The sequence below is a fragment of the Pseudoalteromonas sp. genome, from assembly GCF_041613455.1.
Taxonomy (GTDB): Bacteria; Pseudomonadota; Gammaproteobacteria; order Enterobacterales; family Alteromonadaceae; genus Pseudoalteromonas.
The window spans coordinates 1-23,969 of sequence record NZ_JBFJHD010000033.1 but is presented as its reverse complement, the minus strand read 5'-3'; the positions used below and the strand labels follow the sequence as shown (position 1 = coordinate 23,969).

Annotated in this window: 22 protein-coding genes; 17 read left to right on the top strand and 5 right to left on the bottom strand. The window is 44.0% G+C overall.

Annotated features, from left to right (window positions below; genetic code table 11):
- Together ABYB02_RS05575 and ABYB02_RS05570 are read right to left on the bottom strand one after the other, a co-directional pair.
- On the bottom strand, window positions 1-644 hold a 644-nt coding region (locus ABYB02_RS05575), incomplete at its 3' end, for a nitrilase-related carbon-nitrogen hydrolase (protein WP_372761471.1).
- The gene (locus ABYB02_RS05570) at window positions 632-1,780 is read right to left on the bottom strand and encodes a methionine aminotransferase (protein ID WP_372761470.1); all 1,149 of its coding nucleotides are present in this window, start codon (window positions 1,778-1,780) and stop codon (window positions 632-634) included. The genes ABYB02_RS05570 and ABYB02_RS05575, both read right to left, overlap by 13 nt.
- A 108-nt stretch (window positions 1,781-1,888) precedes the next feature.
- Here ABYB02_RS05570 and ABYB02_RS05565 point away from each other — a divergent pair, with 108 nt between their 5' ends.
- Genes ABYB02_RS05565 through ABYB02_RS05555 form a run of 3 tightly spaced genes read left to right on the top strand, consistent with a single transcriptional unit; the run spans window position 1,889 to window position 3,740 of the window.
- A complete protein-coding gene (locus ABYB02_RS05565) occupies window positions 1,889-2,518 on the top strand; it encodes a methylthioribulose 1-phosphate dehydratase (protein WP_372761469.1) in 630 nt (209 codons plus the stop codon).
- Window positions 2,515-3,201: an acireductone synthase gene (gene mtnC, locus ABYB02_RS05560; RefSeq protein WP_372761468.1), complete on the top strand. Its 687-nt coding sequence runs from the start codon at window positions 2,515-2,517 to the stop codon at window positions 3,199-3,201. Before ABYB02_RS05565 ends, mtnC begins: the two co-directional genes overlap by 4 nt.
- Window positions 3,198-3,740, top strand: coding sequence for an acireductone dioxygenase (locus tag ABYB02_RS05555; RefSeq protein WP_372761467.1), 543 nt, complete (start codon window positions 3,198-3,200; stop codon window positions 3,738-3,740). The genes mtnC and ABYB02_RS05555 overlap by 4 nt, the downstream gene beginning before the upstream one ends.
- 63 nt (window positions 3,741-3,803) lie before the next feature.
- Here ABYB02_RS05555 and mtnA read toward each other — a convergent pair whose 3' ends face one another.
- Window positions 3,804-4,829, bottom strand: coding sequence for an S-methyl-5-thioribose-1-phosphate isomerase (mtnA, locus tag ABYB02_RS05550; protein WP_372761466.1), 1,026 nt, complete (start codon window positions 4,827-4,829; stop codon window positions 3,804-3,806).
- A 128-nt stretch (window positions 4,830-4,957) separates the two neighbouring features.
- On the opposite strand from mtnA, the gene mtnK reads away from it, so the two are divergent.
- Entirely contained in the window at window positions 4,958-6,175 is a 1,218-nt protein-coding gene (gene mtnK, locus ABYB02_RS05545) for an S-methyl-5-thioribose kinase (RefSeq protein ID WP_372761465.1), read from the top strand.
- A gap of 73 nt (window positions 6,176-6,248) precedes the next feature.
- Here mtnK and ABYB02_RS05540 read toward each other — a convergent pair whose 3' ends face one another.
- Together ABYB02_RS05540 and ABYB02_RS05535 are read right to left on the bottom strand one after the other, a co-directional pair.
- On the bottom strand, window positions 6,249-7,730 hold the full coding sequence (locus ABYB02_RS05540; RefSeq protein ID WP_372761464.1) for an FMN-binding glutamate synthase family protein: 1,482 nt from the start codon (window positions 7,728-7,730) through the stop codon (window positions 6,249-6,251).
- Window positions 7,731-7,905: 175 nt separating this feature from the next.
- Window positions 7,906-9,684 (bottom strand): DUF885 family protein, encoded by a 1,779-nt coding sequence (locus tag ABYB02_RS05535; RefSeq protein ID WP_372761463.1) that lies wholly within the window; start codon window positions 9,682-9,684, stop codon window positions 7,906-7,908.
- Between the two features lie 342 nt (window positions 9,685-10,026).
- On the opposite strand from ABYB02_RS05535, the gene ABYB02_RS05530 reads away from it, so the two are divergent.
- The 13 genes from ABYB02_RS05530 to mdoH all read left to right on the top strand — a co-directional run bounded on the left by ABYB02_RS05530 (window position 10,027) and on the right by mdoH (window position 23,664).
- Window positions 10,027-11,010 carry a GGDEF domain-containing protein gene (locus tag ABYB02_RS05530; protein ID WP_372761472.1) on the top strand — a complete coding sequence of 328 codons (984 nt, stop codon included), beginning with the start codon at window positions 10,027-10,029 and terminating at the stop codon, window positions 11,008-11,010.
- 83 nt (window positions 11,011-11,093) lie between these two features.
- Complete coding sequence (ubiE, locus tag ABYB02_RS05525; protein ID WP_372761462.1) at window positions 11,094-11,849, top strand: bifunctional demethylmenaquinone methyltransferase/2-methoxy-6-polyprenyl-1,4-benzoquinol methylase UbiE; 756 nt, start codon at window positions 11,094-11,096, stop codon at window positions 11,847-11,849.
- A 12-nt stretch (window positions 11,850-11,861) separates the two neighbouring features.
- Window positions 11,862-12,542 carry an SCP2 domain-containing protein gene (locus tag ABYB02_RS05520; protein WP_372761461.1) on the top strand — a complete coding sequence of 227 codons (681 nt, stop codon included), beginning with the start codon at window positions 11,862-11,864 and terminating at the stop codon, window positions 12,540-12,542.
- Window positions 12,543-12,551: 9 nt separating this feature from the next.
- Window positions 12,552-14,156 carry a ubiquinone biosynthesis regulatory protein kinase UbiB gene (ubiB, locus tag ABYB02_RS05515; protein WP_372761460.1) on the top strand — a complete coding sequence of 535 codons (1,605 nt, stop codon included), beginning with the start codon at window positions 12,552-12,554 and terminating at the stop codon, window positions 14,154-14,156.
- Window positions 14,157-14,235: 79 nt separating this feature from the next.
- Window positions 14,236-14,487 (top strand): Sec-independent protein translocase subunit TatA, encoded by a 252-nt coding sequence (gene tatA / locus ABYB02_RS05510; RefSeq protein WP_372761459.1) that lies wholly within the window; start codon window positions 14,236-14,238, stop codon window positions 14,485-14,487.
- 11 nt (window positions 14,488-14,498) lie between these two features.
- On the top strand, window positions 14,499-14,825 hold the full coding sequence (gene tatB, locus ABYB02_RS05505) for a Sec-independent protein translocase protein TatB (RefSeq protein WP_372761458.1): 327 nt from the start codon (window positions 14,499-14,501) through the stop codon (window positions 14,823-14,825).
- A gap of 48 nt (window positions 14,826-14,873) precedes the next feature.
- Window positions 14,874-15,614: a twin-arginine translocase subunit TatC gene (tatC, locus tag ABYB02_RS05500; protein WP_372761457.1), complete on the top strand. Its 741-nt coding sequence runs from the start codon at window positions 14,874-14,876 to the stop codon at window positions 15,612-15,614.
- Between the two features lies 1 nt (window position 15,615).
- Complete coding sequence (locus ABYB02_RS05495; protein WP_372761456.1) at window positions 15,616-16,122, top strand: hypothetical protein; 507 nt, start codon at window positions 15,616-15,618, stop codon at window positions 16,120-16,122.
- Window positions 16,122-16,907 (top strand): TatD family hydrolase, encoded by a 786-nt coding sequence (locus ABYB02_RS05490; protein WP_372761455.1) that lies wholly within the window; start codon window positions 16,122-16,124, stop codon window positions 16,905-16,907. Before ABYB02_RS05495 ends, ABYB02_RS05490 begins: the two co-directional genes overlap by 1 nt.
- Complete coding sequence (locus tag ABYB02_RS05485) at window positions 16,907-18,757, top strand: diguanylate cyclase (protein ID WP_372761454.1); 1,851 nt, start codon at window positions 16,907-16,909, stop codon at window positions 18,755-18,757. The genes ABYB02_RS05490 and ABYB02_RS05485 overlap by 1 nt, the downstream gene beginning before the upstream one ends.
- 12 nt (window positions 18,758-18,769) lie before the next feature.
- The gene (gene hemB, locus ABYB02_RS05480) at window positions 18,770-19,780 is read left to right on the top strand and encodes a porphobilinogen synthase (protein WP_372761453.1); all 1,011 of its coding nucleotides are present in this window, start codon (window positions 18,770-18,772) and stop codon (window positions 19,778-19,780) included.
- A gap of 331 nt (window positions 19,781-20,111) precedes the next feature.
- The gene (locus tag ABYB02_RS05475; RefSeq protein ID WP_372761452.1) at window positions 20,112-21,731 is read left to right on the top strand and encodes a glucan biosynthesis protein; all 1,620 of its coding nucleotides are present in this window, start codon (window positions 20,112-20,114) and stop codon (window positions 21,729-21,731) included.
- Window positions 21,703-23,664 (top strand): glucans biosynthesis glucosyltransferase MdoH, encoded by a 1,962-nt coding sequence (gene mdoH / locus ABYB02_RS05470; RefSeq protein WP_372761451.1) that lies wholly within the window; start codon window positions 21,703-21,705, stop codon window positions 23,662-23,664. The genes ABYB02_RS05475 and mdoH overlap by 29 nt, the downstream gene beginning before the upstream one ends.
- Window positions 23,665-23,969: the final 305 nt, after the last annotated feature.

The window sequence follows — 23,969 nt, the reverse complement described above, 5'->3', positions numbered from 1 at the left end:
CCTTTAAAATCGTAGACCGCAGTGCCGCCATTAAGCGCCACCCCATTGCCATCTTCACCAATTCGATTCACACCCACCACATAGCATAAGTTTTCCATCGCTCGAGCCATTAACAATGTATCCCACACATGGCGACGCACCGCGGGCCAGTTTGCAATATTGACCATCACATCGTAATCATCGGTATTGCGCTGAAATACCGGAAAGCGTAGGTCATAACAGACCTGGGGTAAAAGCTTAAAACCTTTGATAGTAAATACTTTACGCTGTTGCCCAGCAACTACAAAGTCGCCTTCTTGACCTAAACAGAATAAATGCCGTTTATCGTAATAGCTCACATCCCCATTCGCTTGCACCCAGTAAAAGCGATTGGCTTTTTTATCGCCTTGAGTAACCAATACTGAGCCGGCAATAACCGCATTATGTTTCGCAGCTTGCGCTTTTAACCAGCTAAGCACTTTGCCGTTTTCGGGCTCAGCACAGGCTAAGTTAACGGCAAAACCGGTGGCGAAGGTTTCCGGTAATAAAATTAAATCGGGCTGTTCGGTTATACTCTCAAGTTGGCGATTAAACATCGCTAAATTGGCGTCTTTATCCAGCCAGTGCAATGCGCTTTGTAATACACTTATCGTTAAAGTTGACATAATATCTGTGCTGCCTCTATTAATGTTGCGTCATGTTTGGCAAAACATAAGCGAATAACCTTATCATGCTTGCCGGCGCCGTCGTGATAAAACACACTCAGCGGAATCGCCGCAATGCCCGCTTGAGCAACTAGCCATTGGCAAAACTCTACGTCCGTTAAATCAGACACGGCACTGTAATCTAGCAATAAAAAATAGCTGCCTTGGCTTGGTAAAACTTTAAAGCGGCTGTTAGCTAAGTGACTGGCCAACAAGTCGCGTTTTTGTTGATAAAAACCACTGAGCTGCTCAATATGGTCACTTTGTTGCGCTAGCATATCGGCCAATGCATGCTGTGCAGGCGTAAAGCTTGAAAACGTAACATATTGATGAATTTTTCGAAACTCGGCGGCTAAAGCGGCCGGTGCAATGCAGTAACCCATTTTCCAACCGGTGCTGTGGAATGTTTTACCAAAACTGGCAATAACAAAGCTGCTCGCCAGTAACTCAGCGTCGCGTAACATGCTTAAATGCGGCTTACCGTCAAAGGTAATATGCTCGTACACTTCATCACTAATTACATACAAACCGTGCACACTTACCAACTCTTTAAGCGCCTGTATATCTTGCTGCTGCAAAATTTTACCGCTGGGATTATGCGGCGTATTAATAATAATTGCACGGGTCTTGGCGCTGATCGCCTGGCGAACGGCCTGCCAGTCTATGCTGTAGTGTGGCGCCTGCAAAGCAACATGTACCGACTTACCGCCCGCCAGCGCAATAGCCGGTTGATACGAGTCGTAAGCGGGATCAAACACAATCACCTCATCATGGGCGCGCACTATGCTTTGAATCGCCACAAACAACGCCTCTGTTGCCCCTGAGGTAATGGTCACTTGGCTGTCTGCATCAATGTCGGCGCCGTATTTACGACTCGCTAATGCGGCTATTTGCTGCTGTAGCCGCGGCACACCTGACGACGGTGAATATTGATTAAGCCCTTGCTGCACATAATAATTTAACTGCTTTTTTAACAGTGCTGGTGCGTCAAATTCAGGAAAACCCTGCGACAGGTTGATGGCCGAATATTGCTGCGCTAAGGCGCTCATTTGGCTAAATATACTGACCGCTAAATTTGGTAATTTACTTTCAAACACAAGGTACCCTTAATGATGGTTTTACGCACAAAGCGATGCTATCATTGCTACAAACAGAAGTATAGCCGTCTAAAAACAATTAGCTTTATGCTCATAAGTGAGGAACGTATGCAAAACAATACCGCTATTTCGCAACTTATAGAAGCCGGTAAATGGGTGAGCCAAAAAGGCTGGGTACCCGCAACCGGTGGCAATTTTTCAGCTCGCACGGCTAGCGGCTTTGTCGTTACTGCCAGTGGCCACGATAAAGGCCAGTTAAGCAAAGAGCATTTTTTACCGTTAGATCATCATGGCAAGCGCCAAAGCGGTGCACAAACCCCCTCTGCTGAAACACAATTACATTTAAGTTTGTATCAACTGATCCCAGAAGCGCACTGTATACTGCACACCCACTCTGTGGCGGCCACGGTACTGTCGCAAATCACCGCTAGTCATCAGCTCACTTTAACTGGTTACGAAATGCAAAAAGCACTGACCGGCTTTACCTCACATTTAGACACCTTGAGCATCGCTATTTTTGATAACGATCAAAACATAGAGCGCTTAAGCTTATTGGTCAGCGACCATCATTTACATACTCCTATTGAGTATGGGGTACTGATACGTGGCCACGGTTTATACGCGGTTGGGCGCAATATAAAAGAAGTACGCCGCCATTTAGAAGCACTGGAGTTTTTATTTAGCTGTGAATTAGAGCGGTTAAAAATAGTGGGTATTCAGGCGGGAGCTACGCGATGATCAAAGCCATTTTAACCGATATTGAAGGCACCATAACGCGCATTTCATTTGTCAAAGAGGTGTTATTTCCTTATGCCGCCAAACAACTGCCCGACTTTGTGCGTGCCAATGCCAATAACACACTTGTCGCCGAGCAAATTAGTGCGATAAAAACACTGATTGCGCAACCCAATGCAGATCTTGAGCTCGTTATTAGTACCTTGCTGACCTGGATGGCAGAAGATAAAAAAATTACTCCACTTAAACAATTACAAGGGCTTATTTGGCAAACGGGTTATCAACAAGGTGACTTTAGTGGTCATATCTACCCCGACGCTTACCGGTTTTTACAGCAACAACAGCAAGCCGGCCGTCAGCTTTATGTATACTCATCGGGCTCAGTAAAAGCGCAGCAGTTAATTTTTCAATACTCAGATTTTGGTGATATGCGCCCGCTGTTTACTGACTACTTTGATACCCAAGTAGGCGCTAAACAACAATCTAGCGCCTATGAAAATATAATTTCGCAACTCCCGTTTGCCGCCAGTGAAGTACTGTTTTTAAGTGATGTTACCGCAGAACTTGATGCCGCCAAAAATGCTGGCTTACAAACCCTGCATTTAATTCGTGATGGTCAAGCAAACTCTCCTGCGCATAACTACATTGATGATTTTAGCCAATTCACCACGGAGCACTTAGCATGAGCCAACTTACTGTTTTTGCTGATTGTAATGGCAGCAATGCATTATTAACCACTCAAGATGCAAGACAAATTACCGCCGAACTGAATAAAGTCAATGTTCGTTTTGAGCAATGGCAAGCCACCGCGTCAATCACAGCTGCAACCAGTCAAGATGCCATTATTAGCGCTTATCACAGTGATATTGCACGCTTAAAACAGCAAGGTGGTTATCAAACCGTTGATGTTATTTCACTTGCTAAAGGGCATCCTAATGCAGCTGAGCTACGACAAAAGTTTTTATTTGAACATACCCATAGTGAAGACGAAGTGCGCTTTTTTGTAAAAGGCCAAGGGTTATTTTGTTTGCATATTGGTAATAAGGTTTATCAAGTGTTGTGTCAGCAAGGCGATTTGATCTCAGTCCCAGCACTCACTGCGCATTGGTTTGATATGGGCAGCGATCCTGAGTTTACTGCCATTCGTTTATTTAATAACACCACAGGTTGGGTAGCGAACAGCACTGAGTCAGCGATTGCTAGCCAATTTCCATTATTAGATTAAGCTGTAATGCTCAAGCTAATAACTAAGCTAGGCTCACTTATGGCGGCCGCCATTAGCGCCGCTTTACTTAAGCGTGCTTAACACACCTTGTGCGACCTCAGCTTGGTTATAAACCCCGGTATCGAATATCCACGCAGTGACGAGCTTTGCTGGGGTTACATCAAACGCTGGGTTATACACATGCGCATTTTTTGGCGCCCATATTACATCGCCAAAACTGCCACTGACGCCCCGCACTTCAGCAGCATTACGTTGCTCTATTGCTATATCGCTGCCACACTGCGTATCAACATCAAGCGTGGTGACTGGCGCAACAACATAAAATGGTATGTGATGGAAATGCGCTAACACCGCCAAGTTATAGGTCCCCACTTTATTAGCGAAATCGCCATTGCTGGCAATCCGATCGGCACCGACCACAATTTTATCAACCTTACCTGCAGCCATTAAGCTCGCCGCCATATTATCGCAAATTAAGGTATAAGGGATCTTCCAGCGCGCCAGCTCAAATGCGGTTAAGCGCCCGCCTTGTAATAGCGGTCGCGTTTCATCAACCCACACATGAATATTGCCGTGTTGTTGCTGCGCTTTATATATCACCCCTAACGCAGTCCCAATGCCAGCAGTGGCAAGCGCACCGGTATTACAATGCGTTAAAATATTATCGCCGCTACTTATTAGCTCAGCGCCGCGCTTAGCCATGCGCTCACACAGAGCTATATCCTCTATAAATAGTTGCTCAGCGGTGCTAACAATGGCACTAATATAATCAGCTTGCTGCAGTGCCTGACGCAGCGCCGCCATACAATGCATTAAATTAACTGCTGTGGGGCGAGTCGCTTCTAGCTCATCAATGGCAGCGGCTAAGGCTTGTTTGGCCATGCCCTGCTCCGCTAAATGGGCGATTAATAAACTAGCACCTAAGCCAATCAGCGGCGCACCGCGAATTTTTAAGCTAATAATTAATGCTTTCATCGCGTCAACCGTGTGGCACTGATGCCATAGCTGTTGATGCGGAAGTAAGTACTGATCGAGTACGCTGAGCGACCCGTTTTCATATTTTAAACTACTGGCGATTAAGTTTTGCATAATGTTTGGCGATAAAAAAAGCGTAGCATTATGTTACACCAGTTTGAAAAACTCTCAAGTTAGACTTATAGACATCTAAACATTTAAAGGTATAGAATGCTTAAAAGCTAATTTTTGAGAACCCCAGCATGACACATTATGTTGCTTTTAATGCACAGCGCGCTATCGATTATGTCAGTACACTGATTGACACCCAGCAATGCGATTTTTTTGCGCCTGGGCAAACGTTATCGGCTTACGAATTTGGCGACGGCAACCTTAATTTAGTATTTAGAATTAGTGATGAACACAATAACAGTGTTATTTTGAAGCAGGCACTGCCTTATGCCCGTTGCGTGGGTGAATCGTGGCCGCTTACGCTCGATAGAGCGCGCATAGAAGCCCAAGTATTGCTTAATCACGGTGCAATTTGCCCACAGTTTACGGTACGCGTTTTACATTATTGCGCCACACAAGCACTGACCATAATGGAAGACTTAGGCCAGTTACAAATTTTACGCGGCGCACAAAATAACGCGCAGCAATTTCCTCAGTTAGCGCAGCATGTGGCAACCTATTTAAGCCATACCGGGTTTTATAATTCTGATTTTTATTTACCCGCACAACATAAAAAAGCCTTGGTGAGTCAATTTACGAACCCTGAGCTGTGCCAAATAACCGAAGATTTGTTTTTTAGCGATCCGTACATTGACCACCCACGCAATAATTACCCACAGCAGTTAGCACCACACGTGCAGGCGCTTCGCAATAACAGCGCGTTAAAGCTGGCGGTGGCCAAACTAAAAGCACGGTTTTTATCCAGCCCACAAAGCTTACTGCACGGCGATATGCACAGTGGCAGTATTTTTGTCGATCAGCAAAACACTAAGATGATCGACCCTGAGTTTGGCTTTTTTGGTCCAATTGGCTTTGATATTGGCTCTTTTATCGGTAATTTACTGCTCAATTACTGCGCCCAACGCGGCCATATTGCAGACTTTGTGGCGCGGCGTAATTATCAAACGCACCTTCTCAGTACCTTAGTGGAGTGCTATAGCGTATTTGAACAGCAATGGGTGTCGCTAATCGAGCAGCACACCACTGAACAGAGCTTTAAAGTAGCCGGGTATAGCGAGCAGTTTATGCAGCAAGTATTGCAAGATAGCATTGGCTTTTGTGGCACCGAGCTAATCAGGCGCACCATTGGCTTAGCGCACGTGGCTGATATTGATAGCATTCGTGATGACGACACGCGTCTTAGCGTACAGCAACAAACGTTAGCCTTGGGTGAGCAGTTAATCTTAAATGCGCCCAGCTGCAACACTAAAGACGCTTTCTTTAGCTTATTAATTAGCCAATTAAACTAGGCTCAGCGTACGACTAACCACAAAAAAGGCGCGTAATGCGCCTTTTTCTTCTTAACACGAAACTAAGTTAACATTACTTATAGTTTTCGTAAATTTTATCTAGCGGCTCTGACAAACCACTTTCTTGCACTATACGCACGTGTTTACGCTTTAATTCACGGGCACTCGACACACCACAGGAATGCGCGATTAAACCGGCACCGTAATGCACATACTTATTATAGTTTGCCACCCGCTGCGCTTTATCTGCCACATTTAAGCCCTTTTGTAAGCGCTTGTCGTGGGTGGTGATCCCCGTGGGGCAGGTATCTTTATTACACTGCATTGCTTGAATACACCCTAGCGCAAACATATGCCCACGTGCAGAGACAATAAAATCAGCTCCCAAAGCAAGCGCCCAGGCAACTTTAGACGGGACAATTAACTTACCTGAAGCAATCACCTTAACGCGCTCTCGCAAGCCATGTTTTTCTAGTAGATTAATAACCAGCGGTAAACTTTCTCTTAGCGGCAACCCCACCGAATCTAATAGTGATTGCGGCGCGGCACCGGTGCCACCGTCTGCGCTATCAATAGTAATAAAATCAGGGGCAGACTCAATACCACGGCGATTGATCTCGGCAAATAAGGTTTCTAGCCAAGTGTACTCGCCGATTACCGCTTTAAAACCGGTTGGTTTTCCGGTGGCATTACGCACCGTTGCTAGCAAATCAAGTATATCTGCGGGGTTTTTAATTTCAGGGTGGCCATTGGGGCTAATTGAATCTTGTCCTTCGGGGATGCCACGGATTTTAGCAATTTCAGCATTCACCTTACGCCCTGGCAACATCCCGCCTTTACCCGGTTTAGCACCTTGACTGAGCTTTAGCTCAAACATTTTTACTTGTTCGTGCGCCGCCACTTCTTTTAATTTAGCCGGGCTTAAGTTGCCATGCTCATCGCGCACACCGTATTTTGCGGTACCAATTTGAAACACTAAGTCGGCGCCCCCTTCTAAATGATACGGGCTCAAGCCCCCTTCACCGGTGTTATACCAACAACCCGCAAGCTTGGCGCCTTTAGAGAGCGCTCGTACAGCGGGTTTCGACAATGCACCAAAACTCATGCCGGAAATATTAAATATAGAGTTCGTGGTGTAAGGCGTTTTACAATAAGGGCCTAAAGTGACGTTACTCGGGTCAAGCGCCTCTTCATCTAAGGTCGGAAATGCACAGTTCATAAACATTACCGTACCAGTGACTTCTAGGCTTTGCGTTGAACCAAACGCTGCGGTGTGATCAACGTCTTTCGCGGCGCGATACACCCAACTACGTTCAGCGCGGTTAAACGGCATTTCTTCCCTGTCTAGGGCAAAAAAGTATTGGCGGAAAAATTCGCCTTGGCGTTCAAAAAAGTATCTAAACCGGCCAATTACCGGATAGTTACGCCTAATCGCATGCTTGGTTTGCGTTACATCTCGAATATAAAAGATGATAACCGACAACACGATAAAACCTAACACAACAATAAAAAGGCTCGCAAATACATTAATACTAAGAACTATAAAATTGTTCACTCAAAACCCCTCAGCAGTACTTTTTCGCCAATGAAATAAAATGGCTTTAATAGACAAATGCGCATATCACTTACTATAGATGATATGCGCATTTTATTATTTTATAACCTGAGAACATATTAACCTCAAAGGTAAACACGCCCTCATATAAGCCATTACGATTGATGCGGAGTATTTAACGCTCCTGTTTAGCTAGTTCATTTTTAATATATAAACGAATTTGCTGCTCAAGCACAGATAACGGCACTGAACCATGGCGCAATACTTGATGATGGAACTCTCGCACATCAAATTTTTGCCCAAGGGCCTGCTCCGCTTCTTTACGTAAGCGCTTAATAGTTAATTCGCCAATTTTATATGATAACGCCTGCGCAGGCCATGAAATATAACGATCTGTTTCAGTTTTAACATTGTGCAACGACAAAGCAGTGTTATCTCCCATAAAGTTCATCGCGCGTTCACGACTCCAGCCATACATATGCATTCCGGTATCGACCACTAAACGCGCAGCGCGCCACATTTCGTAGGTTAAGCGGCCAAAACGGCTATAAGGGTCTTGATAAAAACCGGCTTCTATTCCTAAATATTCAGAATACAGCCCCCAGCCTTCACCAAATGCCGATAAATACGCATTACGACGGTAATCAGGGAGACTTTCAAGCTCTGCATTCAGCGCTATTTGCAAGTGATGCCCCGGCACTGCTTCATGTAATGTTAGCGCTTCTAAAGCATACAGTGGTCGCTTATCTAATGCGTAAGTGTTTACCCAATAAAACCCGGCCTGATCATCACGGCTTGAGCCCGAGTAACGTCCGGTGGTATATTTGGGCGCTAGGTTTTCGGGTACCGCGACCACGCCATACGGTTTACGTGGCAAGGTATGAAATAATTTAGGTAATTGCGCATCCATTTTTTTCGCAATATACGCAGCCTCTTTTAATAACTGCTCGGGAGTTGTGGCATAAAATTGCGGATCAGTGCGTAAAAAATGGATAAATTCGGCAAACGTGCCGTTAAAACCTACTTCTTTTATTACCTGCTCCATTTCGCCGCGGATCCGCGCCACTTCAGCTAAGCCGAGTTCGTGGATTTGCTTTGGTGTCATGTCGGTGGTGGTGTAATGCTTTGCCCGGTTAGCATAAAAGGCTGCACCGTTAGGAGTTGCCGAAATGCCAATGCTGCTGCGCGCTCCCGGCTGGTATTGCTCAGTAAAAAAAGTGTAGTAATCTTGATACGCTGTAATCACTTGCTCACTAATGATGCGTTGCGCTTGCTGTTGCAGTGCTAAAAAGTCGCTATCTGTTAAGCCCGCGGTATTAGTTAAAAAAGGTTTGTAGAACTCAGACTCGGTTGCGTCATCCACAATATAAATGCTAATTGAATCTTCATACCCTTTCAGTACGGCTTGCGGTTGCGTGAGCCCGGTTTCCAGACCTTTTTTCATCCACTGTATATTTTGCGCAAAGTAGCGCGGGACTTGCTTAAGTCGTGCTAAATAGCGTTCATAATCCTGGCGTGTTTTAAACTGCGAGCTGTTCACCATAAATGATAAACTAGAATGAAACCCGTACTCTGAAGTTAGTGGCATGTAGTGCGCATTAAACACATACTCATCAACACTATTTTGCACTTGGGCGCGAATAATACTAAAGTTAATTTGGTTTTCAGCACTCAGCTGAGCAACATTGACCGCGTCTAAGTCGGCCAATAACTGAATATTTTTATTATATTGCGCTGCTAAAAATTCCGCCGTTAAATTAGGCAACAGGTAACCATCTACTCCTTCAGGATTACTATACGGGCTAACATCTTGCCTACTTTGCACTATGTTTTCTGCAACCTGAGTAAACTGCTTATCGGCATTTAATGACGTGGTTTGGCACGCACTTAACGCACACAAAAATGCCATGCTGAGGAGTGACTGGCGCAGCGGCCGAGAAAATGATTGTTTCATTGTTATATTACTTATTGATGAAATAGATTGCGTAACGCTATCGCAGGGCAAATAAATAGCAAGTAAATACGATAAAGCGCTCAATAATTTTTCAACTATTTACAACAAATCGTACCCAGCACTACATTTTTATAAAGTAAATTAAGCTTTTTGAGTGATAAAACTTGCATCAACCTTGCTAAAATAGCAATTTAGCGCTTAAAGTGTCGTTTTTGCTGTTAAATGACAGCGATAATGATTACTGTAGTAAGACTGGGATGTAACAATGTTTCAATGGATGAGTTTATAAATTGATATGCATATGTATTTAGTTGGTATTTGCAAATGATGTTCCATGATTCCATGGCTGTAGCACAAGATAAAATGACGAAAGTGTGTATTTTTTTAGAACGCCACTTCTTGCCGCCTACACCGCTTAATTTTCAGGTTGTTTATACCTATATTAGCCAAGTTAATGATGAGCTAAATAGTGCCATTGAGCGAGCGGTGACCAACAACACCCTTATCGACTGTCTATTTATTGAACAGCTTTATTTTGAACATTTAAATCTAGGCCATAACACTGAAGTGGCTATGATAGAAAACGTCAATGGTGTGATTAACGCTTTATCACGCAACGCAAATAGCACTGAACAACAAATTGTCAGTTTTGCGGGGCATGTCAGTGAGTGTATGCATTCGCTAGATGAAAACAGTATTGCCAATAGCCGAGTTGCACTGCAACGACTCAACCAACAAACAACAACATTACTTACCCAGCACAAAAAATTTAAGCAAGCATTAACGAATGCCAAGCAGCTGCATGAAACTACCAAAAAGCAGCTTAACACCCTGCGCAAACAACATGTTATTGACCCACAAACCGGACTGTATAAACGCCACTATCTCACCAAACAAGTGCAGCTGTGGGCTAATCAGCAAAAATCGGTTTGCGCTATCGCAATTCAAATTAATAACTTAGACCATTTTATCGATAATTTTGGCGACGTTATTGGCGAAGTTATTTTAAATAAAGTCGCTAAACAAGTACAAAAGTACGTGTTTCAAAGTGGCCTAGCGGGGCGCACCGCAAAAGCACAGTTTACAGTGGTGGTTGCAGATATAGATTACGAAACAACGCAGTTAATCGCCGAAAAAGTGCGCAGTGGTGTGGAAAAGCTGCGCTTTATTAGCTCAAAGAGCGCTATTACCCTGCCAGCTATTGAGCTGTCTTTAGGGATTGCTAAACAGCAACACGGCGACTTTAATGAGCTCGCTAAAAGCGCCTCTAACGCCGCCTTTAAAGCGCACTCTTTAGGCCAAAGTAGCTTTATTGCTGAGCATTAAATGTGTTGATAAATCATATTCAAATTGCACCTTCAGGGCACAATCAAGTACACTAGTCTTTATTACCACGATAGAGATTAATCATGAACGAAACACCACAAAAGACCACGCATTTTGGCTATAAGACAGTTGCCGAAAACGAAAAAGCCTCAATGGTTGCAGACGTATTTCATTCAGTTGCCGCTAAATACGACGTAATGAATGATTTAATGTCTTTTGGGGTACATCGTTTATGGAAACGCCAAACCATTGCCAGTTCAGGCGTACGTAAAGGCCATCAGGTGCTGGATTTGGCCGGTGGCACTGGCGATTTAACCGCTAAATTTAGCCAACTTGTTGGCGAGACCGGTCAGGTGATACTAGGCGATATTAATTCATCAATGCTTAAAGTTGGCCGCGAAAAGCTGCATAACTTAGGCTTAGTCGGCAATATTGACTACGTACAAATGAACGCCGAAGCGTTACCCTTCCCCGATAACAGTTTTGATCTGATCACCATTGCCTTTGGCTTACGTAACGTCACTAACAAAGATAAAGCGCTGCGCTCTATGTACCGAATTTTAAAGCCTGGCGGCCGCTTACTGGTATTAGAGTTTTCAAAACCTGAACATGACATATTAAGTAAAGCCTACGACTTCTACTCGTTTAATTTATTGCCTACTATGGGCAAGTTGGTGGCTAACGACAGCGAATCGTATCAGTACTTAGCTGAATCTATTCGTATGCACCCCGATCAGGAAACATTGAAAGGGATGATGAACGAGGCCGGCTTTGAGCAAACAACCTATCAAAACCTCACTGGCGGCATTGTTGCTTTACACCGCGGTTTTAAATACTAAGGCATAATGGCTATGGCGCATGAATACGTAACGGTAAAGAACACTGAGAAAGCTGATACATCGCAGTTGTTCATGCTGCCAAACTTGCTCCTGTCAGGTATTGAAAAAATATTAAATCAAGCGCTTAAGCTCGACCCTAGCGTGTCTGAAAAGCTCGCTGCGGTTCAGCATAAACGCTTGCTAATCGAAATTAGAGACTGGCAACAAACAGTGCAGTTGGTATTTACTGCCCAGCACTTTCACTTATACAGCGTAACCAGTGACGCCCACAGTGATTGCATGATCAGCGCCAATATCGACACTTTGCTGGCATTAAAAAACCCGGCCATGCTAACGCAATTAATTCGCCAAGATAAACTTGATTTGCATGGCGATTTAAATATTGCACAGGCTTATAGTGCGGCCTTTTCGGGGTTAGATATTGATTGGCCAGAGCAGCTTGCAAGATACATTGGTGATGCACCCGCTCAGCAGTTATATGTACATTTAACCACGCTGCAGCAACACGGCAAAAAAGCACAACTGCAATTATCTAGTATGTTAACCAGTTTGTGCCAAGATGAACTGGCTGTCACCATACACCCTTTAGAGCTTGAGCAATTTAAACAGCAAAATCGCGAACTTAAAGGTCAAGTAGCCGCACTTGAGCAACGTATTAGCGCCTTAATCAATAAAACTTCAACTTCACGCTAAGGACTTTTTGTGTCAACTGCCCGACTGTATTACATCACTAAAACATTACTTAGCTACGGGTTAGACGAATTAATCCCCAAACATAAAGTTCCTTGGTTTGCTAAGATGGCGCGTGGCAGCTTATTTTGGCTGCGTAATCAGCACAAAGATAAGTCGCCTGGCTTACGCTTACGTTTAGCGCTACAGCAACTGGGTCCCGTATGGATTAAATTTGGCCAAATGCTATCTACACGGCGCGATCTACTGCCGCACGACATTGCTTTAGAACTGGCTTTTTTACAAGATCAGGTAGCGCCTTTTGAAGGTGAGCTGGCGCAAAAAATCATCGAAAAAGCACTAGAAATAAACGATATTAGCGAGCGTTTTAGTGAGTTTTCACAAACCCCGCTCGCTTCAGCATCGATTGCGCAAGTGCATACAGCGACTCTTATCGAGGCCAATGGCAATGAGCAAGACGTTGTTATTAAAGTAATTCGCCCTAATATTAATCAGCAAATTAATGCTGACTTAGCGTTAATGGAAAAGCTAGCTAAGGTATTGGCTAAAGTACATAACGAGTCAAAACGATTGCGCCCGGTTGAAGTGGTAAACGAATACAAAAAAACGCTACTTGATGAGCTCGATTTAATGCGCGAGGGCGCTAATGGAATTCAATTAAAACGTAACTTTGAGGGGTCTGACTCGCTATATATTCCCACTGTTTATAGTGATTACAGCCGTCATAACATATTGGTAATGGAGCGAATTTACGGCATTCCTGTTTCCGATACCGAGGCGTTATTAGCGCAAAACACCAATATGAAGCTACTCGCTGAACGCGGCGTTGAAGTATTTTTCACCCAAGTTTTTAGAGATAGTTTTTTTCATGCCGACATGCACCCGGGTAATATTTTTGTCTCTCGTGAGCACCCCGAAGACCCTAAATATATAGGGATCGATTGCGGCATTGTTGGCACCTTAAATAAAGAAGATAAGCGTTATTTAGCCGAGAACTTTATTGCATTTTTTAATCGCGATTACCGCCAAGTTGCGCAATTGCACGTTGACTCCGGCTGGGTGCCGCGCGATACCAATATTGAAGAATTTGAATTTGCTATTCGCACCGTTTGCGAGCCGATATTTAATAAGCCATTAGCGGAAATTTCATTTGGTCATGTATTAGTTAATTTGTTTAATACTGCGCGTCGTTTTAATATGCAAGTGCAGCCGCAATTGGTGTTACTACAAAAAACCCTACTCTATGTTGAAGGCTTGGGGCGTCAGCTGTACCCACAACTCGATTTATGGAAAACAGCGAAACCTTTTTTAGAAGACTGGGTCAAACAACAAGTAGGCCCGCTGTCGGTATTAAAACAAATGTATGCAAATTTGCCTTTTTGGGCAGAAAAAATGCCAGAGCTTCCCGATTTAATTTATCAAAATTTAAAGCAGGGGGTGCCCCACGTTCAGCAACCAATGCCAGTTGCGTCGCATAAACCTGTGGTTTTAGGTTTATTTGCCAGCGCTGCGTTAATTGTTTCAACGTTACTTTATTTACAGCATGATTTAATTGCTGCGGGAATTGCTGCAAGCGCTGCTATAGCAGGCTTTATTGCTGCTTGGCGTAGCGCATAAACTAAGTGCTATTTACGTGATAGAGCGTATAATTAGTATTTAAAATGTACATTTGTAACAACACACACTGGAGATAAATATGGGATTTGGTGGCATTAGTATTTGGCAGTTATTGATTGTATTAGCAATTATTGTGCTTTTGTTTGGTACTAAAAAGTTACGTGGTATGGGTGGTGATTTAGGCGGCGCAGTGAAAGGCTTTAAAAAAGCCATGTCGGATGAGCAAAACACCGATAAAGAAAAGGATCAAGCCGAGCAAATTCAACAGTCAGAAAAAACATCCACTGACGCAGGCAATACAGATAAAACTAAAGACAATAACAAGGCTTAACCAGAATGGGAATGTGGGAGCTGGTTGTAGTGTTAATTGTGGGCTTAGTGGTACTGGGTCCAGAGCGCTTGCCTGTGGCAATTAGAACGGTAAGCCGTTGGATAAAGAGCGCAAAATCACTTGCAAACGCGGTTAAAGCCGAGGTAAGTGAAGAGTTACGTGTGCATGAGTTACACGAGAACTTAAAAAAAGCTGAACAGCAAAACTTACAAGATTTAACCCCTGAGCTAAAAAACTCATTAACTGAACTCCAGCAAGCAGCTCAATCGGTAACCCATAGTTACAAAAAGCCCCCAACAGAGCCCTCTGATAACCAACAAACTGATGAAAAAAAGTGAATTTATTAGCACTTGTCATGGTCAACTTACTACATGGTATAAAAAATAATGGCTGAGGAAGTAAAATCAGGGTTTGTCGCGCATTTAATAGAGCTACGCGATCGGTTAATTAAATCTCTATTAAGTATTTTAGTGATTTTTATTGCCATCGTGTATTTTGCAAATGACATTTATAGCTTCGTTGCAGCGCCACTGGTGTCGCATTTACCCAGTAGCGCAACGATGATCGCCACCGATGTCACCGCACCCTTTTTTGCCCCCTTTAAGCTGACCTTGTTTGTGGCGCTATTTGCCTCGATTCCGTGGATACTGCATCAAATTTGGGGGTTCATCGCACCGGGTTTGTACCAGCACGAAAAGCGCATGTTAATGCCGATACTCGCTTCCAGCATTGTTTTGTTTTATGGTGGTATTGCCTTTTGCTATTTTGTAGTGCTGCCTATTATTTTAGGCTTTTTTACCAGTGCCGGCCCAGAAATGATGACCCTGGCACCTGATATAAGTAGTTATTTAGGCTTTGTGTTAAAGTTATTTTTTGCCTTTGGGGTCGCATTTGAAATACCGGTGGCCATTATGTTGCTATGCTGGAGCGGCGCCACTACCACTACAAGTTTAAAAGAAAAGCGCCCCTATATCGTGGTGGGTGTTTTTGTAGTAGCGATGTTTTTAACACCGCCCGATGTATTATCGCAAACATTATTAGCGCTACCGATGTTGTTATTGTTTGAGTTAGGCTTAATTTTAGCTAAGTTTTATACCGCTAAACCACAACAAGAATCTGAGGAATAACATGAATAAAAAATTACTCTCACTACTAGTGCTATTAAGCGCGCCTACGCTTGCTGCAACGACTATCAATGAACAAGCACTGCAAGCGTGTAGCTTTATTGAAAACGACTTTAACCGCCTACTTTGCTACGATAATACCGTTGCCGGCAAACCTCTCACTAAACCAGCTAGCAATAAAACACTCACGCCAAGCGACGCGGCCGTAGCGGCACCGGTTGCAGCTGCGACCCCTGCTGCCAACAAAAAAAGTGAGTTTGGTTTAGAGCATAAAACGATTGCAAAAGAAAATAATAGCTCTATTAACTCAGCCGTCGCCACAGTAAAAGAGGCGCCTTACGGGGAGCTCATTATTACTTTAGAAAATGGCCAACAATGGCGTCAAATTGGCTCGGATAACATTCAATTAGCTGCCGGCGACAACGTCATCATTAGTCGCGGTATGTTTAATTCATTTTTACTAAAAAAAGAAGGTCTTAACCGTTCTATCCGCGTGAAACGCACGCAGTAATGCACAGCTATTTGATTGATGCAGGGGTTAACCTAACCAATCACCAGTTTGATGGCCAGTACCAAGCGGTGATCGACCGCGCAGCAGCGGCTGGAGTAACTAACATGCTGCTGATTGGCTGTGATATCTTAACCAGCACCCAATCTGTTGAATTGGCAATTAAGTATCAGCAATACGCAACCGCGGGAGTGCATCCGCACGATGCAAAAATGGCCACCGAGCAGCTTGAGGCGCAACTCACTGCATTGGCCAAAAACCCGCAAGTGGTCGCGATTGGTGAGTGTGGTTTAGATTATAACCGTGACTTTTCTCCTCGCGATGTGCAGCGCTCAGTGTTACGCCGCCAGTTAAGCTTAGCTACACAATTAAACTTGCCGGTCTACTTACATGAGCGAGATGCCAGCGACGATATGCTGCGCATTTTAAAAGAGTTTAACGTAACCGGTGTGTTACATTGCTTTACCGGTGATGCTGAGGCTCTTAAAGGCTATTTAGACTTAGGTTTGTATATTGGCATTACTGGCTGGGTGTGCGACGAGCGCCGCGGTAAAGCATTACAACAGCTCATACCCAGTATTCCACTTAACCGCTTACTAATTGAAACTGATGCGCCATTTTTAATACCGCGCACAGTCACCCCCAAACCCAAATCGCGACGCAATGAACCGGCACTATTACCCTATGTCTGCGAAACAGTGGCTCAGCTGTATCAGCTCGAGCCGGCAGTTGTGGCCAAGCAGAGTCGTGAAAATTTTTATGCTGTTTTTGGTTTACAGGCAAACTAATGAAGTGGTTATTAGCATTGTTAGTTCTATTAATAATGCTAACTGCGGGTGGCGTGTCGGCACATGACATCACCCTCAATGCTTCCTTTAAAGCACAGAAAATAACCACTGTTTATTACTCATTTGCGCCAACCTCGCTTGCCAGCGCGCAACAGCTTGAAGTTAAAAACTGGCATCGGTTAACCAATCGAGCACTTAACTTGGGGTTAGAGCAGCGTCCTGTGTGGATCCAGTTTACTATTCACAACCCGCTTAATAGGGAAGCCGAGCCGATGTTGTCGTTAGATAACCCACTGTTAGGTGAGGTACATATATATCAATTGCTGCATTCGCAACCAGCCACCTCGCAGACTAACCCACAGGCTGCGCTGGCTGCCCCCCTGACAACAAATGACCCATTTTTAGTTAAATTATCGCTTCCCGCAAATAGCACTAGCACTATCATAATTAACGTTAAAAACAGTGTTGGCTTATACGTACCGCTTACCCTATGGCAACAAAGCGAGCTACTGGCATACAAAAGCAAATTAAATTTATTTTATGGTTTACTAATTGGTTTAGTTTGCTCGTTAGCCGTGAGCTGTCTAATTCTATATGCGTTCACAGCTAAGCATTACTTTGCTTACGCCGGAGCAATTACCTTAATGCTCAGTGTATTGCTCTATTATATTTGCGGCTTTGGGTTGCGCTTTTTTGAGCTCAATTTACCGCTGCAGCAGCAATCTATGATCCCCATGCTGTTTATATTTATCACCTTATTGTTTTATTTATTACAACGCTGTGTATGCCAGCCTAAAGCTTCTTTATGGCTCACTGTACAAACTATTTCAACGCTAATATACGCAACCAGCGCGGCATTTATTTGGCTGTTTTCCGCTTTGGTGGTGAGTGTCTTTTGTTTGCTTGCCACCCCCTTAATTTTAACCACTTATATTGCAACAACCTTGCTGTGTATACGGTATAATCCAAGCAAATCAAATAAAGCGCTGTTACTCGCACTGGGTTTCTTTTTGGCGGTGATCGGCTACTTTATTTTCACTATTTTTGGTTATCAAACCTTGACCAGCGGTAGTTTAGTGTTGGTGTTTTTGTGCTTTTTTAGTTGCTCGTTATGTTTGCTATATAGCGTAACTAAACTATTTATTTTACAGCGTGATGAGCAAGTAACGGCGCAACAAGCGTTACTGGCAAAGAACGCCGCACAAGATGCCTTATTAAATGAGCGACTCGCTAATCAACAAGCTGTCAGTAATGAATTAGAAGCACAAGTGGATGAGCGTACTTTTGAATTACAAGTGGCGCTGCGAGAGTTAGAAGAGAAAAACCGCCAGCTGGAACAGTTAAATATGGAAGATCCACTCACGGGGATCAAAAACCGCCGTTTCTTGGACAAAAAACTTGTTATGGAACTACGGCGCTCACGTCGAGAGCAAACACCGTTAAGTATAATCATGCTCGACATCGACAACTTTAAAGTAATTAATGATAGCTACGGCCACCTCACCGGCGATCAAGTGATTCGCACCGTATCCGATATCATTAAACAACAATTACAACGCCCGCTTGATGAAGTGACGCGTTATGGGGGGGAAGAGTTTGTGGTGCTATTACCCAATACTAAAAATGCTGGGGCGCTAGAAATTGCCGAAAAAATTCGTCAAACTATTGCCCAAAGTAATGTTAGCGTTGCTGGCACATCTATCTCATTTACCGTTAGCGCTGGGGTGTACACCAGCGTTGCTAACGATATAAACAACCCTGAAATTTTTACAGAACGTGCCGATAAAGCGCTTTATTTTGCTAAACAGCATGGTCGTAACCAAGTAGTTAACTTTCCAATCCCACAGTAGGAGCGTATAAAGATGGCCCAATCTGGACTAGACCTTTTCCCGTATACTCGCATGCGTAGAATGCGCCGTAATGATTTTTCTCGCCGCCTTATGGCTGAAAACCAGCTAAGCGTTAATGATCTTATTTATCCGGTATTTGTACTTGAGGGTAAAAACCGTCGTGAAACAATTGAATCAATGCCGGGGATTGAGCGTTTATCAATCGATTTGCTGCTGCAGCAAGCTAAAGAGCTAGTTGAATTAGGCGTACCGGCAATTGCACTTTTTCCGGTTACACCGGCGGATAAAAAATCACTGTTAGCTGAAGAAGCATATAGCGAAGATGGCCTTGCACAACGTACTGTACGCGCATTAAAAGAAGCTTTCCCTGAGCTCGGTGTCATTACCGATGCAGCACTTGACCCGTTTACTACCCACGGCCAAGACGGCATTATTGACGATGAAGGCTATGTAATTAACGACGTTACCACTGAAATTTTGGTGAAGCAGGCGCTATCGCATGCGCAAGCGGGCGCCGATGTGATTGCCCCTTCTGACATGATGGATGGACGCATAGCCGCTATTCGTGAAGCATTAGAAGCCGATGGCCATATTAACACCCGTATTATGGCTTACTCGGCTAAATACGCTTCAAGCTATTATGGCCCTTTTAGAGACGCAGTCGGCTCAGCGGGTAACCTAAAAGGTGCCGATAAAAAAACCTATCAAATGGATCCGGCCAATTCTGATGAAGCCATTCGTGAAGTCGCGCTTGATCTTCAAGAAGGTGCCGACATGGTGATGGTAAAACCAGGCATGCCATATTTAGACGTGGTTCGTCGCGTTAAAGATGAATTTGGCGTCCCTACTTTTGCTTACCAAGTGAGTGGCGAATACGCAATGCACAAAGCCGCCATTGATAATGGTTGGTTAGCCGAAGAAGCCACCATTATGGAATCCTTGCTGGCGTTTAAACGCGCCGGTGCCGACGGCATCTTAACCTATTTTGCTTTGCAAGCAGCGCGCTACTTAGCTAAAAAATAGCCACGCACCTTGTGAGCATACTGTGATGACTTGCTAGCCGATCACATTAAATTAATCCCCGTTAAAAAGCCGCATGCTGCGGCTTTTTATTTTTTATAGCCACCTAATTCAGACAAGCTTCAGTAAACTCCGCGTACTATTTGCACAAATTTGTACATCCCTACTTAGTACAGCAATAGCCAGTACCTTTAAATGCTCGAAATTAACCTGCGCAGCGATGCGTTTAGAGTATTAATGTTGAACAGTGTGAGTGCGCTATTAAATAGGCGAGCGGCACTACACAGGCAATGTTAATTGTAAAAGTACCTCATGTTTTTATAAAGGAACGAAAATGAAAGAGTTAATTCACCTCATACCAACATGGGAAAAGGCAACTAAATCATGGCCTAATCTACTGCTTGTTATTACCACTTTAGCCTGTAGCCACCTCGCTATAGCAGAGCCGGTAACGGCAACGATCCCACACAGCAGTTTATTTGAGGTGATCAGTGCCCGCGCCAAAAAGCTGGCCAATGATGACTATGTGGCCCCCAAAGATATTGCCGTGGCTGCACTTAACAACATTAACTACCAAGATTATCGTGCCATTCGTTTTAAACAAGATAACTCCCTGTGGAAAGACGAAGGGCTTTACGAACTACAATTATTTCACCCAGGTTTTTTATATAAAACCCCGATCACGATTAACACCGTTGATCATGATGCTAAACTAAGCCGTGTTCCTTTTAGTACTGATTTTTATCAATACGATGGCAGTGCTGCGCCATTAAAGGATGAAATAGCAAAAAGTGTCGCTAACACGCAATTAGGTCATGCGGGCTTTAGATTACACTACCCACTAAACACCAGTCGTTACAAAGATGAAGTGGTAGTGTTTCAAGGTGCCTCTTACTTTCGAGTGGTTGGCCCTAACCAAGTTTATGGCTTATCGGCGCGTGGTCTTGCCATTGATACCGCTGAGAACTCAGGTGAAGAGTTTCCAATGTTTAAAGAATTTTGGCTGGTAAAACCGCAACCCGAACACAGTAATATTATTATTTTTGCCCTGCTCGATAGCCCCTCAGTTACTGGCGCTTACAAGTTTGATATTAGTCCAGTGACTAACACTGCAGTAACAGTGGACATGCAAATTTTTGCCCGTAAAGACGTTAAAAAACTAGGTGTTGCCCCTTTAACCAGCATGTTTTATCACGGCGAAAACAGCACTAAGTTTTTTGATGACTACCGCCCTGAGGTGCACGATTCTGACGGCTTACTCACACAATCACAGGATAATACATGGGTATGGCGCCCGCTTAATAACCCATCACAATTAAGCGTAACGTCTTTTTCTTACCACAACCCGAAAGGTTTTGGCCTGGCGCAACGTGATCGCGACTTTAATCATTACCAAGATATTGAAGCGCATTACCATAACCGCCCCAGCCTGTGGATAGAGCCACAAGGTGACTGGGGTAATGGTCGAGTTGAATTGGTAGAAATACCCACGAATACCGAAACAAACGACAACATTGTAACTTACTGGGTACCGGAAAAGCCATTTAAAGCCGGTGATAGCTTAGCGTTAAGCTATAAAATTAGCAGCTTTAACGCCCACTTAGTGCAACAGCATCTAGCAACAGTCGTTAGCACGCGTATAGGCAGTGCGGCGTTGCCGGGGGAAGATAATCCGCCACCTAAAAGCCACCGTCAGTTCACTGTTGATTTTTCAGGGGCTGAGATTAATCAACTATCTAGCCAATTAAATTTACAAGCCGACCTTCAGCTTGCAAGCGGCAACGCGCGTGACGTTACGGTGCAAAAATTACCGAACTCACTGGGCTGGCGTGTTGCTTTTAAGATAGCACCACATAATGGCAAGCCTGTAGATATGCGCTTAGCGTTAAAGTTACACGACAAAGAAGTTAGCGAGGTATGGAGCTATGTTTGGTATCCAAATGACATCAAGTAAACAACGCACTGGAGTTTCTATGCCGTTTAAAACCGCGCGTGTTTGGCTATTTGCAATGGCAGCTATCGCTATCTCAAGCTATGGTATTGCGATTATGTTTGAGATTTTAAACTCAAACGGCATGACCGCGCTGGAATACGCACTGCTGGTATTATTTTCAATCACCTTTGCCTGGATAGTCACCGCCTTTTGCAGCGGAGTTATCGGCTTTGTATTGCAATTACTGCGTATAGATCCACTCACGCTGCGGCGAATCAAACCAATTAAGCTGGATAGCCACGCGTTGGCACAGCAAAAAACCGCGGTGGTTATGCCTATTTATAACGAAGATACCCATCGTGTTATTGCCGGTTTTGAGGTGAGCTTACAGTCACTTAAAGCCACCGGTGAGCTGGCCAACTTCGACTTTTATTTACTCAGTGATACCCAAGATGCTGACATTGCTAAAAATGAGTTAGCGGCATGGCATGCGCTCTGTGAACGTGTTGGAGACACCGCAAAACAGCTGTTTTATCGGCGTCGCGAAGATAACTCGCATCGTAAAGTGGGTAATTTAACCGACTTTTGTCAGCGTTGGGGCAGTCAATACGATCATATGATAGTGCTTGATGCTGACAGCGTCATGACCGGTAAGTGCATGTTAGAGCTAACCGCCAGCATGCTCAACAACCCACAAGTCGGGCTTATTCAAACTATTCCTATTCCAGTACGCCAAGATACTTTTTTTGGCCGTTTTTTGCAGTTTGCTTCGGTACTGTATAGTCCGATGTTGGCAACCGGTTCCGCCTTTTGGCAAACTGATAAAGCAAATTACTGGGGCCATAACGCCATTATTAGAGTCAGTGCGTTTATTGATTGCTGCGGTTTACCCACACTTAAAGGTAATGCCCCTTTTGGTGGTGAAATACTCAGCCATGACTTTGTTGAAGCCTCGCTGTTGCACAGTGCTGGGTGGGAGGTATTACTGCTTGCTGATATTGAAGGCAGCTATGAAGAAGTGCCAAGTAATATTTTAGATTACGCGGTACGCGATAGGCGCTGGGTACAAGGTAATATTCAACACCTAGGGTTGCTCTCTTCTGCAAAATTAAAGCTGATGAGTAAGTTGCACTTTTTGCTCGGGGCAACTGCGTACATTTCATCGTTAATTTGGCTAGTTATGCTAATACTGAGCACGGTAGATGCCGTTACTCGCGCACTCAATAGCGATGTGTACTTTAACCGAGCTTATCAATTATTCCCTACTTGGCACATAGCGAAAACCGACTTAATTGATTCCTTACTTTATCTTACCATTATAGTGTTATTACTGCCTAAGCTGATGGGCATCATAGTTACACTCATACACCGTAAGCAACGCTTTGGTGGCGCTTTGAAGCTGACCTTAAGCGCAATCATAGAAACCCTGTTTGCCATTATTATTGCACCGCTGATGATGGTATTTCACGCCTACTTTGTGGTGTGTGTATTTTTAGGTAAAAAAGTAACATGGAATGCCCAACCACGCGAAGGCCGTATGGTGCCTTGGCAAGAAGCATTTAGTTATACCTTATTTGCTACTCTAGTCGCCATTACATGGGGCAGCATAACGTATTACTTTACCCCGGTATTTTTTTGGTGGCTGTCGCCTATTTTGCTAGGTTTAGTGCTGGCTGCACCTATTGTGCGTTATTCCAGCAGCATAAAGTTTGGAATAACACTAAGAAAGCTTGGTATCTTCCTTTGCCCCAGTGAAGTGGATAACGATGTAACATTAGCTGCGCTTAAACGGCACTTGCAAGAGATTGCACTGCCAAGTGAAGGGCAATACCCATTAACATTACCCCAGCTGCCTAACGAGCACTTAGTGGCTATGCCCATTCAGAGTTTCCATAAACCTCGCAGCCATAAAATGAGCGCGCTGAAAGCCAAATTAATTAAAAGGTTCGTTTAGCGCCGGTTTGAAATAACTAATCGACAACAAAAAGGAGCTAATATTAGCTCCTTTTTGTTGCTCTAACACGCAATATGCAAATCTCACTATTTTGCCCAATACCATGAATTTGCTTCACGATGGGATCTATTAAAAGCAAGGGTACTCGAATGCTCATCAAGAGGGCCCTATACTTTTATATCAGCAATTATTAGCCCGGCTAAAATAAATTACAGGCAATAAAAAACCCGCAACAGGTGCGGGCTTTTTTAAAGAGTTAAAGGACTAATTACTTAGCCGCTTTTTTCTCTTTTTCTGCAGCGATT

What these genes read in the sequence shown, in the direction of transcription:
- ABYB02_RS05565 (WP_372761469.1), top strand. Translation starts at nt 1,889, where the DNA reads ATGCAAAACAATACCGCTATTTCGCAACTTATAGAAGCCGGTAAATGG.
- mtnC (WP_372761468.1), top strand. Translation starts at nt 2,515, where the DNA reads ATGATCAAAGCCATTTTAACCGATATTGAAGGCACCATAACGCGCATT.
- ABYB02_RS05555 (WP_372761467.1), top strand. Translation starts at nt 3,198, where the DNA reads ATGAGCCAACTTACTGTTTTTGCTGATTGTAATGGCAGCAATGCATTA.
- mtnA (WP_372761466.1), bottom strand. Translation starts at nt 4,829, where the DNA reads ATGCAAAACTTAATCGCCAGTAGTTTAAAATATGAAAACGGGTCGCTC.
- mtnK (WP_372761465.1), top strand. Translation starts at nt 4,958, where the DNA reads ATGACACATTATGTTGCTTTTAATGCACAGCGCGCTATCGATTATGTC.
- ABYB02_RS05535 (WP_372761463.1), bottom strand. Translation starts at nt 9,684, where the DNA reads ATGAAACAATCATTTTCTCGGCCGCTGCGCCAGTCACTCCTCAGCATG.
- ABYB02_RS05530 (WP_372761472.1), top strand. Translation starts at nt 10,027, where the DNA reads ATGGCTGTAGCACAAGATAAAATGACGAAAGTGTGTATTTTTTTAGAA.
- ubiE (WP_372761462.1), top strand. Translation starts at nt 11,094, where the DNA reads ATGAACGAAACACCACAAAAGACCACGCATTTTGGCTATAAGACAGTT.
- ABYB02_RS05520 (WP_372761461.1), top strand. Translation starts at nt 11,862, where the DNA reads ATGGCGCATGAATACGTAACGGTAAAGAACACTGAGAAAGCTGATACA.
- tatA (WP_372761459.1), top strand. Translation starts at nt 14,236, where the DNA reads ATGGGATTTGGTGGCATTAGTATTTGGCAGTTATTGATTGTATTAGCA.
- tatB (WP_372761458.1), top strand. Translation starts at nt 14,499, where the DNA reads ATGTGGGAGCTGGTTGTAGTGTTAATTGTGGGCTTAGTGGTACTGGGT.
- tatC (WP_372761457.1), top strand. Translation starts at nt 14,874, where the DNA reads ATGGCTGAGGAAGTAAAATCAGGGTTTGTCGCGCATTTAATAGAGCTA.
- ABYB02_RS05495 (WP_372761456.1), top strand. Translation starts at nt 15,616, where the DNA reads ATGAATAAAAAATTACTCTCACTACTAGTGCTATTAAGCGCGCCTACG.
- ABYB02_RS05490 (WP_372761455.1), top strand. Translation starts at nt 16,122, where the DNA reads ATGCACAGCTATTTGATTGATGCAGGGGTTAACCTAACCAATCACCAG.
- ABYB02_RS05485 (WP_372761454.1), top strand. Translation starts at nt 16,907, where the DNA reads ATGAAGTGGTTATTAGCATTGTTAGTTCTATTAATAATGCTAACTGCG.
- hemB (WP_372761453.1), top strand. Translation starts at nt 18,770, where the DNA reads ATGGCCCAATCTGGACTAGACCTTTTCCCGTATACTCGCATGCGTAGA.
- ABYB02_RS05475 (WP_372761452.1), top strand. Translation starts at nt 20,112, where the DNA reads ATGAAAGAGTTAATTCACCTCATACCAACATGGGAAAAGGCAACTAAA.
- mdoH (WP_372761451.1), top strand. Translation starts at nt 21,703, where the DNA reads ATGTTTGGTATCCAAATGACATCAAGTAAACAACGCACTGGAGTTTCT.